Raw genomic sequence first — 14569 nt, 5'->3', positions numbered from 1 at the left:
ACACCGTTTATCGGACAGTCCCCCACTGTCCGCATCAACCGCAGGCAAACTTGTGGCGCGGTTCGACTCGCGCAAGACACACCGTTTCGTCAGGGGGTCGGCCGGATCGCGGTGTCCGGGCTGTAGGAAGTGATCGTGGAGGCGGGCCCGCTGTCCATAACCTTCGAGTGGGTGGTTGACGCGTCGAGGACCACGTGTTGGGCGGCGACGTTGGTGATGACGTGGTTGAGGGCCGCGACGTTGGCGTCACCCGCAGCGATGAGGATGATGGTGGGCTGGGCGTTCGGGGGAAGGACCCGGGCAGGAGGAACGTCGTATGCGAAGACGTTGTTGGAGATGAGATTGTTGTCTCCGCTCACGTGGAGAACGCCGTAGAAGTCGTCCAGTCCGTTGCCTCTGCTGAGGAAGGGCGGGAAGCCTTCGGTTCCCCGCCGGAAGTGGTTGGACGTGACCAGGTTTTCCTTGCAGCCATTGAGCAGGCGCATCATCCCAGGGTAGAAGCCCTGCATGCGGTTGGATGTCACCGAACTCCTGGTACATCCCGTGAGTTCGATAAGGCTCCGTCCCCGCGGAAAGAGGTTGTTGCCGGTAATGAGCAGGCCTTCATGGTTCTCGGCAAGGAGCGTGACCCCGTCCGGGCCGGCCCCCATGAGGTTGTCGCTCACAATCGTCGCCTGGCCCGCCCCTGTCAGTTCAACGCAGCTTCCGCATTCAGCGATCATGTTGTCGTGCACGCGCAGGGCGTCGGCGCCACGGACAATGAGCGCGTGCTCCAGGTACACAAATCCCATTCCCGTGATGTGCAGGGAGTCGTTATCCGAGGCCACCTCGATCCCGGTGCGGCCGTTGCGGTAGCTGTTCTGGTCAGGTACGAACTCGACGCCATCGAGGCAGAAATCCCTGAACACGATTCCGGACAAGCGCGGATTACCGCCGCGGCGCACCAGGAATGCCTGGGGTGTGGCCGCAGGAGTGAGGACACGGATGTGGCTGCCGCCGGGCTGGAGCTCCGCCCATCCCGTGGTGTCCACGTTGTAGGCGATGCTGCGGGAGAAGAAGCCGTGTCCGAACCCCGCAATAGTCAGGAAGCTGATATCGACCACCACCTGGGTCCGAAGATCATAGTCGCCCGGCGGAATGACGATCACAGCTCCAGGTTTCGTTTGGGGGCTCGCCTGCCGCCGCTTGATGTCTCCGATGATGTCGTTGATGACGGCACCGATATCGGACTGGGCCGTGATCTCGGGATGGCCCTTGATTTTCCAGGCGGTCACATCGTAGGTGTTGGGCGCGTCTAAGAGCACTCCTTTGCCGGCGTCGTCGGCCTTCGCGTTTTGCTGGACTCCGAGCGTGAGTGCCGCCGCCAGCGTGCCTGCGGCACCGGCTCCGAGCATTCGACGGCGGCTCGGGTCAGCCGCGCGCAGGTTCTTTTCCATCGATCGTTCCACTGGTTCTCCTCCATGGGGTCAAAGATTGTTTCATTGGCTTCCAAGGCGCCACGGTGCAAAAACGATTTGCCTTCGAAGCCTCGCCCAACGCTATGAGGGGCCGCGCAGGACTGTCAACGCCAAAATAACTGCGCCGGATTTTGTCAAGCATTGGCGGATTGTGGCCCTTGACACCCCTCGCGGGGAGGTCCTAATCTGTTGCCAAGTCGTTTTAGCAAAACGGTTTTTCACCCCGTTCCAGTTCCCGCCTTTCCGTTCAAGAGAAAGGGAGTCGACAGCGATGTCCTCTCGAAAGACAACCTCCAAGCTCGCCGCCATCGGCGGCATTTGTACCGCCGTCGCCCTGGTCGCAACCGGCTGCGGCGCAGGGGGCCCCGCACCCGCAGAAAGCGGCGGCAGCTCCATCAACGTCCTGGTTGAGGCCGGTGGACATGCCGAATTGCAGCCCATCGCCGATCAGTGCAAGAAAGACACCGGCGTCAACGTCAACTTCGTCGAACTCCCTTACGACGGCCTGTTCAACCGCCTCTCCAGCGAGTTCTCCTCCGGCACCGTCTCATTCGATGTAGCCGCGCTCGACTCGGTCTGGCTGCCAAGCTTCAAGGATGCCCTGCAGCCCATCGATGAGCTCTTCACTGACGAGGCAAAGAAGGACATCTTCCCTTCGCTGGTCAGGGAAGCCAATGTCGACGGACACTTCATCGGGATGCCCGCATGGACAAACGCCGAGATTGTCCTTTACCGCAAGGACCTGTTCGAAGACGCCAAGAACAAGGCGGACTTCAAGGCCAAGTACGGCTACGACTTGGCCGCACCCAAGACCTGGCAGCAGTATCAGGACATCTCTGCCTTCTTCACCAAGGACGGCATGTACGGAACCGATGTGAAGGGCGGTGTTGAAACCGAGTACCTCGCACATGTGCTGCAGGCCGGCTCGCCGATGGTCCTCGACAGCAACAACAACGTCATCATCGACAACGCAGCCAGCAAACAAGCACTGGATTTCTACACCAGCCTTGTAAAGGATGCCCCTCCGGGCGCGGCGCAGGTTGACTGGGCCGCCGCCCAGAACCTCTTCAACCAGGGCAAGACGGCCATGACCCAGTTCTGGGCCCACGCGTACCGGCAGATCCCCAAGGACTCCCCTGTCTACGGCAAGGTGGGAACGGCTGCAATGATCGGCGGCTCCGCCGGCGTGGCCGGTGTTCCCGGCCCCTGGTACCTTTCCGTGCCAAAGGCAACCAAGAACACGGACGCTGCAAAGAAGTTCGTCAAGTGCGCCTTCGACCACAACGATCTGGCCATCCAGTCAAGCCTTGGCCTGGCGGCCAGGGTCTCAGCCTTCCAGAAGTACCAGGACCAGCCCGGCTACGAGAGCTTCAAGCCGCTTATCGAAACCCTTAACGCCCCTGCGACCGCGACGCGCCCTGCAACGGCAAAGTGGCAGCAAATCGTCGACACCGTTCTGGTGCCGATGCTCCAGAAGGCTGTGGCAGGCGGAGACAGCGCGGCCCTGCTGGCTGACGCCAAGACCAAAATCCAGGCCCTCCTCAAGTAAGACTCCGCGGCCGGCATCAGCAATGGCAGTGCCGGCCGCGGCCCCAACCAGTGGAAGAGAACCCCGTGCGTATCCCTGATCGCCGCTTTGCCCTCTACCTCATGACTCCGGCGGCGCTGTTCCTCGCAGTCTTTGTTGCTTATCCGCTGTTCCGCCTTATCTCGGACAGCTTCTTCAAGATCTCCCCCATCGTCGGTGGTCCCCGCGACTTCGTGGGCCTGGACAACTACGTCCACGCCTTCACATCCCCGGATTTCATCGGCGCCGGGTGGCGGACGCTCGCCTACACCCTCATGGTGGTGACACTTGAGTTCGCGCTTGGCCTGGGCATGGCGCTCCTGTTCACCATGCTTGGCAAGGCATCACAGGTCTGGCGGACCATGTTCCTGTATCCGCTGATGATCGCGCCCATCGTGGCCGGTTTGCTCTGGAAGTTCCTCATGATCGACAACTTCGGGCTGCTCGGCTCGCTGCTGAACCAGGCGGGCATCCTGCAGAACCCGAACCAGATCGGCTGGCTCTCGAATCCGGACATCGTCCTGTTCTCCGTTGCCATCCCGGACATCTGGCTCACCACCTCATTCATGTGCCTGGTGCTCTTCGCCGGACTGCAGAACATCCCGGGAGACCTCATCGAGGCGGCACGGCTCGACGGGGCGCGGGCACCCGCCCTGCTGTTCCGGATCATCCTTCCGCTGCTCCGGCCGGTGATCGCAGTGGCCCTGGTGGTCCGCGGCATTGACGCGGCCAGGGCTTTTGACACCATCCTGATCCAGACCAACGGCGGGCCACAGTCCGCCTCCGAAACCATGAGCCTGCTCATCTACCGGACCATGATCCGCTTCGGCGATCCCGGCCTCGCGAGCGCCATGGGCACCATTTACCTGTTGGCCATGCTCGCCATCGCCTTCGTCGCGGTCAGCACCATCTGGCGGCCAGGAAAGGACACCTGATGAGTACCATTCAAAGGCCAACAATCCCTGCACGGAAAACCAGCACGGGGTCCTCGCCGGCAGACATCGGCCGCAGGCGCCGGGGTGTCAACCGCGAAGGACTCGAGGCCGGGAGGCGCAGCACCAGGACCATACTGTGGATCCTGCTTACCGCCGCCTTGGTCCTTTACGGGTTCCCGTTCCTCTACCTGCTGTTCACGTCTTTCAAGACCCCCATCGACACGATCGCTGTCCCGCCCACCATCCTTCCCAAGGAATGGACCATGGCGAACTATGTAAATGCCCTCAGCCGAAGTGGCGTGCCGGCGTCGTTCATTAACAGCGTCCAGACGGCCGTGATCAGCACAGCCCTCTCGCTGGTCCTGGCCGTTCCCGCGGCGTACGGGATCACCCGGTACAAGACCCGCAGCGGCAGGGTTTTCATCATGGCCGCCCTGGTCACGCGCATGGTCCCGCCGGTGGCCATCGGTATCCCGCTGGCATCCATGATGGCCTCCGTGGGCCTGGCGGACACGCCCATCGCCCTGTCCATCGCACACACCACCATCTCCCTCCCGCTGTCCATCTGGCTGATGTCCAGCTTCTTCGAAGCGGTGCCGAAGGACTTGGAAGAGGCGGCGACCGTCGATGGCTGCAGCAGGCTCGGCGCATTGTGGCGTGTGGTGATCCCCGTAGTGTCCGGCGGCATCGCGGTCACCGCGATTTTCGCCTTCCTGGCCTCGTGGAACGAATTCCTGTTCGCGCTCCTCATGACCGCTGTCCGGTCCCAGACCACCCCCGTGGTGATCGCCAACTTCCAAACCCAGTTCGGCCTGGACTGGGGGTCGATGACTGCCCTAGCGGCTGTCTACTCAATCCCGGTCATCCTTCTCACCCTTCTCCTGCAGCGCAAAATTGTTGCAGGCATGACGCTCGGCGCCGTCAAGGGCTGAGCCCAAACGAACGAGTAGCCTACTGGTAACCCCCAGGGGCCATGACCATCCATAAGGACGTGGGAGACAAATGAGCAACAAGAACATCGGCATCAAGGACGTGGCCGCCGCCGCCGGGGTCTCCGTGACAACGGTCTCCCACGTCCTCAACGACGTCTCCTATGCCCGGATCAGCCCCGAAACCCGGGACAAGGTGCGGACCATCTCAGAGCAACTGGGCTATGGCCCCAACCGACTTGCGCAGGCGCTCCGCACCCAGCGGACCGGGATGCTTGGACTGGTCAGCGAGGACATCGCGACCACACCCCACGCGGGCCGGATCATCCTCGGCGCGGACGAAGCGGCTAAAGCCCGGGGATACAACCTCATGATCATCAACACCTCCGGCTCAGCAAACCTGGAAGCGCGGCGGGCCGACGTCGAAGCCCTCCTGGAACGGCGTGTGGATGGAATCCTCTATGCCACCATGTACCACCGCAACGTGGAGCTGCCCGCCAACCTCGGCAGCGTCCCCTCCGTCCTGGTGGACTCGGTGGCCACCGGCGGAAACATCACGGCCGTGATCCCGGACGAAGAAGGCGGTGCACGCGCCGCCGTGGGCGCGCTCCTTGAGGCCGGCCACACCCGGGTGGGCTTCATCAACAACACCGACGATGTCCCCGCAACCCGGCAACGGCTCCAGGCCTTCCGGGCCACGCTGATAGAAGCAGGGCTCGACGGCGACGCGGCACCTGTCGAGTCCGAGGTCTCCGAAGTGCAGGGCGGCTATGAAGCAGCCCGGCGGATGCTGGCTCGCGAGGACCGGCCGACCGGCCTGTTCTGCTACAACGACCGAATGGCCATGGGCGCCTACCGTGCCGCGGCCGAACTGGGACTCGCCATCCCTTCGGACCTATCAATCGTGGGCTTCGACGACCAGCAGCTGATCGCCGCCAACCTCCACCCGGCCCTTACAACCGTGGCCCTTCCGCACTACGAAATGGGCGCCTGGGCCACCGGGCACCTGATTGACGCCATCGAGGGCAAGACCGACCTTGCCCTTATGGCACTTCACCCGACCATCCTGGACTGCCCCCTGGTGAGCCGCGATTCCATCGCAGCTCCCAGGCGATAGCCAGCCAGACCCTTCCACAACCAAGAGGACCGCCAGACATGTCCAGCTGCCTTGATGCCGCACGCCCGGAAACAGCCCAAGCAGAAACAACCAGGTTCCGGCCTGCCATCCACTTCACGGCACGGGATACCTGGCTGAACGACCCCAACGGCCTTGTTTTCCACAACGGCCTCTACCACCTCTTCTTCCAGAACAACCCTCACGGAAGCGTCTGGGGCAACATGTCCTGGGGCCACGCCACCTCACGCGATCTGCTGCACTGGACGGAGCACCCTGTTGCCATTGCCTGCGACGAGGCTGAGGATATCTACTCCGGGAGCGTGGTGGTGGACCACGGCAACACGTCAGGTTTCGGCACGGCGGACGCACCTGCCCTCGTAGCCATCTACACCAGTGCCTACAAGGCGGCATCCCAACACAGCGGCACGCAGGCGCAGTCCCTGGCCTACAGCACCGACGCAGGAATGACGTGGAAAAAATACGACGGAAACCCAGTCCTCAGCAGGCACTCCCCTCACTTCCGCGATCCCAAAGTCTTCCGCTATCAAGGGGACCAGGGTGCCTGCTGGGTTATGGTCGCCGTCGAAGCGCAGCACCAAAAGGTGGTCTTTTACCGTTCGGATGACCTTAAGTCCTGGGTATTCCTCAGCGACTTCGGCCCGGCCAACGCCGACGCCGGCGAATGGGAGTGCCCGGATCTCTTCCCGTTGCCGGTGGACGGAGACCCGGACAACATCAAATGGGTGCTGATCGTCAACGTGAACCCAGGCGCCGTAGCGGGCGGTTCCGGCGGCCAGTACTTCATCGGGAGCTTCGACGGCATTCGGTTCTGTCCTGACGCCGGTTCACTCGCAGCACCCGCCGGAGTGAGCGCACTTGGTGACTCCGCCGCGGCTGCGACGGCCCTGCAGCAATGCCTGTGGCTGGACTGGGGACGCGACTGCTACGCCTCCGTGTCCTTCAGCGACGCCCCGGATGGCCGGCGCATCATCATCGGCTGGATGAACAACTGGGACTATGCCAACCAGTTGCCCACTGCACCCTGGCGGTCCTCGATGACCATCGCCCGCGAGGTGCGCCTCACGGCCAATAGCGGCTCCGCCCGCCTGATCCAGCAACCAGTCCTGGCCGGAGGCTGCGCGGGAGCAGATCTACCTGCTGCCAAGGACCACGTGAACGCAGACCCCTTTGAGCTGGAACATTCAGCCTTCCGCTTGCCGGATGCGGTGCCCGGCAGCGCGCACATTATCGAGGCGGAAATACTGCCGGGAAGCGCCGAACGAATTGAATTCCGGCTTTTCGGAAATGTTGATGGAAGTGCTGGAACGGTGCTGAGCTACAACGCCGCCGCCGCTGTGCTCCTCCTGGACCGCCGCCGGTCAGGCAGCACGGGCTTCCACGAAAAGTTTGCATCCGCGGAGTCGGCCCCGCTGGTCCTCGAGGATGGCCTGCTCAAGCTGCAAATCGTCGTCGACCATTGCTCGGTGGAGGTCTTTGCGCAGGGCGGCAAAGTGGTTCTGACCGACCTCATCTTCCCGGAAGTCGGCAACCGGGGGAACTGGCTCTCGGCGGGCAACGGCTCAGCAAGAATACTGAAGCTCACAACCTCAACACTCACCTGACCACACTGATTCCAGGAAAGGCCCAGAATGCCAACAGTCCAGCACCCCTACGCTGACCCCACACCGAGCAGTGATGTGCTTGTTGTGGGTGAAGCGCTGGTGGACATCGTTGTCTCTCCGCGAGGCACTGTGGAACACCCGGGTGGATCACCGGCAAATGTTGCCTACGGACTCGGGCGGCTGGGGGTCGACACAGCATTGCTGACCTCAATCGGCGACGACCACCATTCCACCGCCATCGAGGAGCACCTTCGGAGCGCCGGCGTCAAGCTCATTCCCGGTTCGAAGCTCAGCGGCCCAACGGCAACAGCCACTGCCATTCTGGCTTCCAACGGTTCGGCACAGTATGACTTCGACATCCACTGGGACCTTCAACGGATCGCTCCCCCGACCCTTCCCAAAGTCCTGCACACCGGCTCGATCGCCACCTTCCTGGCGCCCGGAGCGGCAGTGGTCAGGGAGCTTCTGGAGCAATCGCATAAGCGTTGTGTGGTCACCTACGATCCCAATATCCGCCCGGCGCTCCTTGGCAGCCATTTTGAGGCAAAGTCCATCTTCGAGGAACTCGTTCCGTTAACAGAGGTAGTGAAACTCAGCGACGAGGATGCACGGTGGCTTTATCCGGGGCTGTCCTTGGACGATATTTCGAAGCGGATCCTGCACCTTGGGGCCGGACTCGTTGCCGTCACCCTGGGGGCGGACGGATCGCTGCTTACCACGGGAGACGCGCAGGTAGCCGTGCCATCGGTGAAGTCTGCCGTGGTGGACACCATCGGGGCCGGCGACTCGTATATGTCGGCCCTGATCTACGGACTCCTCATGCGTGGGGCTGATGGGATGGCACCGTCGGTCCTGGAATCGCTGGGTTGCATGGCAGCCAAAGCAGCAGCCATCACCGTACGCCGCCCCGGCGCCCAACCTCCAACGTCTGAGGAACTGGCGGGGGAACTGCCGCAACATCAACCGGCCCAGGGCTGAAAACCACAACACAAAGGGAAAGACCTATGTCAAGCAACAACTACTACGACGTGACTGCCTGGCACGTCGGCAATCCCGCCAAGGACGTGGGAGAAGTCATCAACAGCATCATCGCTGACATCAAGGAACGGCAGTCCGCCAGCGATGTGGACAACGGCGGAAAGCCGGGAGCGGTGATCAACATACCGCCCGGGGATTACCACCTTCGCACGCAGGTGGTAATCGACGTCAGCTTCCTGCGGATCCAGGGATCGGGACACGGCTTCACGTCGTCCAGCATCCGGTTCAACGTTCCAGAAGGCGAATGGCCGGACCTGCATGAGCTGTGGCCCGGAGGCAGCCGCATTCTCGTCGACCTTTCGTCCGCGGCGGAAGGGGAGGAATCCAAGGGAGCCGCGTTCTACATTGAGCGGGACGGGAGCCCACGGATCAGCTCTATCGAGTTCTCGAACTTCTGCATCGACGGGCTGCACTTCAATCCGGACGGTTCGGATTTGTTCCAGGAGAACACCTACGTCAACGGCAAGACCGGCATCTATGTTGCCAGCGCCAATGACTCATTCCGTATCACCGGCATGGGGTTCGTCTACCTTGAGAACGCCCTCACCATCTACAACGCCGACGCGCTGTCCATCCACGGCAACTTCATCGCCGAATGCGGAAGCTGCATCGAACTGCGCGGCTGGGGACAGGCATCAAAAGTCACCGACAACCTGATCGGAGCAGGCTTCAAGGGCCACTCAATCTACGCCCAGAACCACGGCGGGCTCCTGATCACCGCGAACAACGTCTTCCCACGCGGTGCGAGCAGTGTGCATCTCGAGGGTGTCACGCGGTCAAGCGTCAGCAATAACCGGTTGCATTCGTTCTATCCCGGGATGGTGGTCCTCGCAGCGGACAGCTCCGAGAACCTCGTGGCAACCAACCATTTCCTGCGGGACCTTGAACCCTGGACGCCCTTCCTGGGAATAGACAATGGACTGGATGACCTTCACGGTCTTCTCTGCGTCAGCGGAAACAACAATTCGGTCATTGGCAACCACTTCTCCGAGGTCGTTGACTCGCAGGCTATCCGGCCGGCAGGCGCCACGCCCGTCATCATCCGGCTGCTGTCAGGGGTGGGCAACTTCGTCACCAACAACCATGTGGTGGCGACGGACGTTCAGGCCACGTCGAGCGACTCCTGCTTCGCGGCCCAGGTGGACGCCCTGCTGACCACTGAGGCTTCGGCCGGCCTTGCTGTTACGGCCGTCATGGTGGAGCCGGAATCGGCCCGGAATACCATCCTTGATTCCGGAACTGACCCGCAGGTGATCGCAGACAGGGCTGCCAATGCTATCCGGGCAACACCCGCTGTGGGGTCCTAGGCCGGAACGGGGCCGTGTGGCCCGCTTGAGGGCGGTGGTTGGGGGTGCTACGGGCCTGCACGCTGGCCATCACAGGGGGCAGCCTCAGCATCCTTGCCGAGGCCGCCCTTCGCCTGATCGACCGCCACAAATTCGGCACTTCCGCCGGGGGCGCCTCCCGGCCCTGCTCCACGATGCCTACAGGTCAGCCCCCGACGGACCTGAAGAGAGCCGCGTCGATGCTGCCCTCGCCCGGCTTTTGGCCTACTGCGTCCCAGGATGGCGCGCGGCGGAACTTTCGTCAGAGGCGCCGCCCGCCTTCCGGGATCAGCACCAGCTTGCCTTGCTCCGCTGAATGCTCAAGGAGTTCGTGCGCGTGCCGGGCTTCGGCAAGCGGCAGGCGACCGGCTACAACCGGATGGATCTGCCCACGGCGGAGCAGTTCGAGCAATACGCGGAAGTCCTCCCGGTACCACTCCGGAACCCGGGGTCCTCCTCCCACGGCCAGCGGTGGGGCTGGCTCATGCAGTTTCTGAACACGGTAGGCGAGGACGCGACGGCGGGGCGAAAGCAGGCCCCGGGCGGCAACAGCGGCCGTCGCAACGTACCACCTAAACCACCCCCGCATGCTCCTGCGCCCGTGGGACAGCGTTTCGTAGTGGCCGAACACTACGAGTCTGCCGCCCGGGCGTAGCGCGCGGAATGAGCGGACGGACAGCGGACCGCCGATCCCGTCCAGCACCACATCCACTCCTTTCCCGGGGAGGGCCCGCATGCGAGCCAGGAAGTCCTCGCTCCGGTAGTCGATCGCCACGGCGCCGAGCTTCTCGACGGTCGCGCGGTCCTTGGCGGAGACAGTGCCGTAAAGCTGGACTCCGGCCGCCGCTCCGAGTTCAAGAACGGCGACACCCACCCTGCCAGCTGCCCCATGCACCAGCACGGTCTCGCCGTGTTGCGCTTTCGCCACCCGATGAAGCACCTGATAAGCAGTCATGTACGGCAGCACCAGGCAGACAACCTCCGCCGGGTCAAGGTCCGCGGGCACCTCGGCTGCCTCTGCCTCCGGCACACAGACTCGTTCCGCGTAGGCACCCCAGACTGTCAACGCGGCCACCCGGTCACCTACCTGCAGCCGCGAGCATGCCGCGCCCAGCTCCTCCACAACCCCCACAAGTTCATAACCAGGGGTAAATGGCGGCGTAGGGACATGGAAGTAGGTACCGGCGCGAAGTTGCGAATCTGTGAAAGACACCCCGGCGGCCAATACCCGGACAGCGACCTCGCCGGGTGCAGGCCGAGGCTCCTTGTCCTCCACCACCTTGATGACCTCCGGGCCCCCGAATTGCTCGACAACGACGCGCTTCATAGCGTCAGCCTGACGCACATCCACCAGGTGAAACAGGGGCTTTCTACCCACGTGAAGATGATGACAATGGGGCACCTATGAACAACTTGGACACTTTGATAATCCTGGTGGCGGCGTAATTTCACACTGATGGCCGCAGTCGTGCTGCGAAGAAGAGCCTGATCCTTGCGGCCATCAGGAGGCAACGGCGATGGTGAACACCCAGTGGCCGGCTTCGGTTAAGGAGCGGTCATAACCCGGCTTTAGCGAGGGAGAGTCTGCGGATGTCTCCGATCACGGGTAAAAACCTTTTGACAGCGAGGAAGTAACGCGGGTAACTTAGATCACATACTCAAAGGTAACGCGAGTTACCACGAGTGCAGCTGCTGGCCGCATGCGTGCACCCAGGAGTCCCTGGTCGACGCGGGTCTGGCAAAAATTAGGACCCGGCGGTCCATTCGTCCCTGCAGCAGGACAGCCGGTCACTGCCAACCGGCAGTTGGTCGACTGTCCGCCGCTGGAACGCTCTTCGATCTGACCGCGAAATCAACGTCGAAGAGCAAATCCCCACCACTTTTCACCTTGCTGATGAAGACAGGAAGAGATAACCCATGATGACACAAACCAAATTCATTCTTCAGGTCGGCCCCGGCGTTCACGCAATGCAATGAACCCGTGCAAAGCACACGCCTCCTCTATAGGTCCTCGGACCTCACGCACGGCCATGAAAAGAGAACAATGAACAGCGTCACCTCCACCCTTGAGACCTACAGGCCGGCTATGCACTACGCCGCCAAGGATACTTGGCTCAACGATCCCAACGGGTTGGTCTTCCACGAGGGCATCTACCACCTGTACTACCAGAACAACCCCTTCGGAAACGTGCACAGCAACATGTCGTGGGGCCATGCCACCTCAACAGACCTGGTCAGCTGGAAGGAACAACCGGTAGCGATCCCCTGCGATGACGCCGAGGAAATCTACTCCGGCAGCATTGTGGTGGACACTGCCAACTCCAGCGGATTCGGCGTGGACGGGAAGGCTCCCCTGGTGGCCATCTACACCAGCGCTTACAAACCGGGTTCACCCCATGAGGGCACTCAGGCCCAGTCCATCGCGTGGAGCACCGACGGTGGCTACACCTGGACCAAGTACGCAGGCAACCCGGTCCTGACGAGGAACTCACCGGAATTCCGGGACCCCAAGGTCTTCCGCTACAACGGCCCGGCCGGCAGCTACTGGGTCATGGCGGCCGTGGAAGCACATGCCTTCACTGTCCTGCTCTACCGCTCCGAGGACCTCAAGAAGTGGGAATACCTCAGCACCTTCGGCCCTGCAAACGGAACCGGCGGAATCTGGGAATGCCCGGACCTCTTTGAGCTGCCTTTGAACGATGACGCGGCGGCCATGAAATGGGTTCTGACCGTGAACATGAACCCCGGGGGCCCGAACGGCGGGTCGGCAGGGCAGTACTTTGTGGGTGAGTTCGACGGCGTCACGTTCAGCTCCGAGACCACCCTCACCGAGGGGATGCAGGATCCGGAGCGCGTACCCGACTACCAGTGGCTTGACTGGGGCCGGGACTACTACGCCGCGGTCTCCTTCAGCAACGTTCCGGACGGACGGCGGTTGATGATCGGCTGGATGAACAACTGGCAGTACGCCAACCACATTCCTACCTCTCCCTGGCGCAGTCCCATGAGCCTGGTCCGGGATGTTTCCCTCGTTTCCGTGAACGGTCAACCCCGGCTCGTTCAGCAACCCGTGCCGGAAGTGAGAGCCGCTTCAATATTTACTGCTCCCCTGCAGCGGGTGACCGTAAACGGCCAGGTGCCAGTTGAGGGCGGCACAGCAGTGCAGCTCATTGACATCACCATCACACCCGGCAGTGCCGAGGAAGTCGGCCTTGTGGTCAGGGGGTCAGCCAATGGCACGGTCGGGACACGGATCGGGATCCGACCCGGCAACGGAGAACTCATCGTGGACCGCACCCGTTCCGGTGACACCCGGTTCCACGAAGCCTTCCCCTCCAGCAGTCGCGCCCCGATTGCCGCCGGGCAGGACGGCAGCTACACCCTCCAGATATTCGTCGACCACTGCTCAGTGGAAGTCTTCGCGAACGGTGGGCTCGTCACCGTGACCGAACTGATTTTCCCGGATCGCACCCAAACGTCCCTCGTCCTGTACTCCACTGGCGGCACAGCCGACGCTGCGCTCCAACTCACCAACATCGGAAAGAAAGAAGCCTGATGGAACACCGCAAGCTAGGCTCCTCTGGCCTGTACATCAGCGAAATCGCCTACGGAAACTGGTTCACCCACGGTGAGCAGATCGACCAGGCCGCTGCGACGCAATGCGTCAAGCAGGCGCTGGATTTGGGCATCACCACCTTCGACACCGCCGATGCATATGCTGGAACCCGGGCCGAGGAAGCCTTGGGTGAGGCGCTCAAAGGAACACGCCGTGAAAGCGTCGAGATTTTCACCAAGGCCTACTTCCCTACCGGGGATGGCTGGAACGACCGTGGCCTGTCCCGCAAACACGTCATGGAGTCCATCAACTCTTCGCTGCGCCGGCTCCAAACTGACTACGTCGATCTCTATCAGGCCCACAGGTACGACTACGAGACCCCGCTGGAAGAGACGGTGCAGGCCTTTGCCGATGTTGTCAGGGCGGGGAAAGCGCACTATATCGGGGTGTCTGAGTGGACGACGGACGAAATACGGTCCGGTGTCGCCCTTGCCAAGGAACTTGGCGTCCAACTCATCTCCAACCAGCCGCAGTATTCCATGCTCTGGCGCGTCATTGAACAGGAAATCGTTCCCCTGAGCGAGGAACTGGGCCTTGGCCAGATCTGCTGGTCTCCGCTCGCCCAAGGAGTGCTCACCGGCAAGTACACCCCTGGTGCGGCGGCCCCGCAAGGCTCCCGCTTCCGGGCCGGGGACGGCGGGCTCAAGAACGACCACCGCTTTCTCAACCAGGACATCCTCACCCGCGTCCAGCAACTGAAACCCCTGGCCGAAGAGACCGGACTGTCCATGGCAGCTTTCGCCGTCGCATGGGTACTGCAAAACCCCAACGTCTCGGCGGCCATCGTCGGAGCATCCCGGCCCGAGCAGCTCGTCGACAACGTCCAGGCATCGGGAGTCAAACTTGACCCGGAACTGCTCCTGAGAATCGATGACATCCTTGGCCCGGTGGTCGAAAGAGACCCGGGAAAGGTCGAATCCTTCAAGAACCGGCCCTGAACCACCCTTGGAGCCCAGCAGCAAC

Annotated in this window: 11 protein-coding genes; 9 read left to right on the top strand and 2 right to left on the bottom strand. The window is 62.3% G+C overall.

All coding sequences use genetic code 11. The features are described 5' to 3' along the window. Positions 1 to 89 precede the first annotated feature (89 nt). A complete protein-coding gene (locus J7I84_RS21095; RefSeq protein ID WP_214946476.1) occupies positions 90 to 1436 on the bottom strand; it encodes a NosD domain-containing protein in 1347 nt (448 codons plus the stop codon). A 292-nt stretch (positions 1437 to 1728) separates the two neighbouring features. Between J7I84_RS21095 and J7I84_RS21090 the strand changes: the two genes are divergently transcribed. From J7I84_RS21090 to J7I84_RS21060, 7 genes are all read left to right on the top strand, one after another. Beyond that, positions 1729 to 3006, top strand: coding sequence for a sugar ABC transporter substrate-binding protein (locus tag J7I84_RS21090; RefSeq protein ID WP_214946469.1), 1278 nt, complete (start codon positions 1729 to 1731; stop codon positions 3004 to 3006). Between the two features lie 65 nt (positions 3007 to 3071). Next, positions 3072 to 3959: a carbohydrate ABC transporter permease gene (locus J7I84_RS21085; protein ID WP_214946468.1), complete on the top strand. Its 888-nt coding sequence runs from the start codon at positions 3072 to 3074 to the stop codon at positions 3957 to 3959. Then, on the top strand, positions 3959 to 4891 hold the full coding sequence (locus tag J7I84_RS21080) for a carbohydrate ABC transporter permease (protein ID WP_251046914.1): 933 nt from the start codon (positions 3959 to 3961) through the stop codon (positions 4889 to 4891). The genes J7I84_RS21085 and J7I84_RS21080 overlap by 1 nt, the downstream gene beginning before the upstream one ends. A 70-nt stretch (positions 4892 to 4961) precedes the next feature. Next, entirely contained in the window at positions 4962 to 6005 is a 1044-nt protein-coding gene (locus tag J7I84_RS21075) for a LacI family DNA-binding transcriptional regulator (RefSeq protein ID WP_214946467.1), read from the top strand. A gap of 38 nt (positions 6006 to 6043) precedes the next feature. Beyond that, positions 6044 to 7627 carry a glycoside hydrolase family 32 protein gene (locus tag J7I84_RS21070; protein ID WP_214946466.1) on the top strand — a complete coding sequence of 528 codons (1584 nt, stop codon included), beginning with the start codon at positions 6044 to 6046 and terminating at the stop codon, positions 7625 to 7627. A 27-nt stretch (positions 7628 to 7654) separates the two neighbouring features. Beyond that, on the top strand, positions 7655 to 8605 hold the full coding sequence (locus tag J7I84_RS21065; RefSeq protein WP_214946465.1) for a carbohydrate kinase: 951 nt from the start codon (positions 7655 to 7657) through the stop codon (positions 8603 to 8605). 26 nt (positions 8606 to 8631) lie between these two features. Further along, positions 8632 to 9972 (top strand): right-handed parallel beta-helix repeat-containing protein, encoded by a 1341-nt coding sequence (locus J7I84_RS21060; RefSeq protein ID WP_214946464.1) that lies wholly within the window; start codon positions 8632 to 8634, stop codon positions 9970 to 9972. 280 nt (positions 9973 to 10252) lie between these two features. On the opposite strand, the gene J7I84_RS21055 is transcribed toward J7I84_RS21060, so the two are convergent. Continuing rightward, positions 10253 to 11317 (bottom strand): medium chain dehydrogenase/reductase family protein, encoded by a 1065-nt coding sequence (locus J7I84_RS21055; protein WP_214946463.1) that lies wholly within the window; start codon positions 11315 to 11317, stop codon positions 10253 to 10255. 717 nt (positions 11318 to 12034) lie between these two features. Here J7I84_RS21055 and J7I84_RS21050 point away from each other — a divergent pair. Together J7I84_RS21050 and J7I84_RS21045 are read left to right on the top strand one after the other, a co-directional pair. Beyond that, positions 12035 to 13546: a glycoside hydrolase family 32 protein gene (locus tag J7I84_RS21050; RefSeq protein WP_214946462.1), complete on the top strand. Its 1512-nt coding sequence runs from the start codon at positions 12035 to 12037 to the stop codon at positions 13544 to 13546. Then, positions 13546 to 14544: an aldo/keto reductase family protein gene (locus J7I84_RS21045; RefSeq protein WP_214946461.1), complete on the top strand. Its 999-nt coding sequence runs from the start codon at positions 13546 to 13548 to the stop codon at positions 14542 to 14544. Before J7I84_RS21050 ends, J7I84_RS21045 begins: the two co-directional genes overlap by 1 nt. Positions 14545 to 14569 lie beyond the last annotated feature (25 nt).

This window comes from Arthrobacter sp. ISL-85 (assembly GCF_018613675.1).
Classification (GTDB): Bacteria; Actinomycetota; Actinomycetes; order Actinomycetales; family Micrococcaceae; genus Arthrobacter.
Note: the sequence above shows the minus strand (reverse complement) of the source record. Positions and strands in the feature narration are given on the sequence as shown.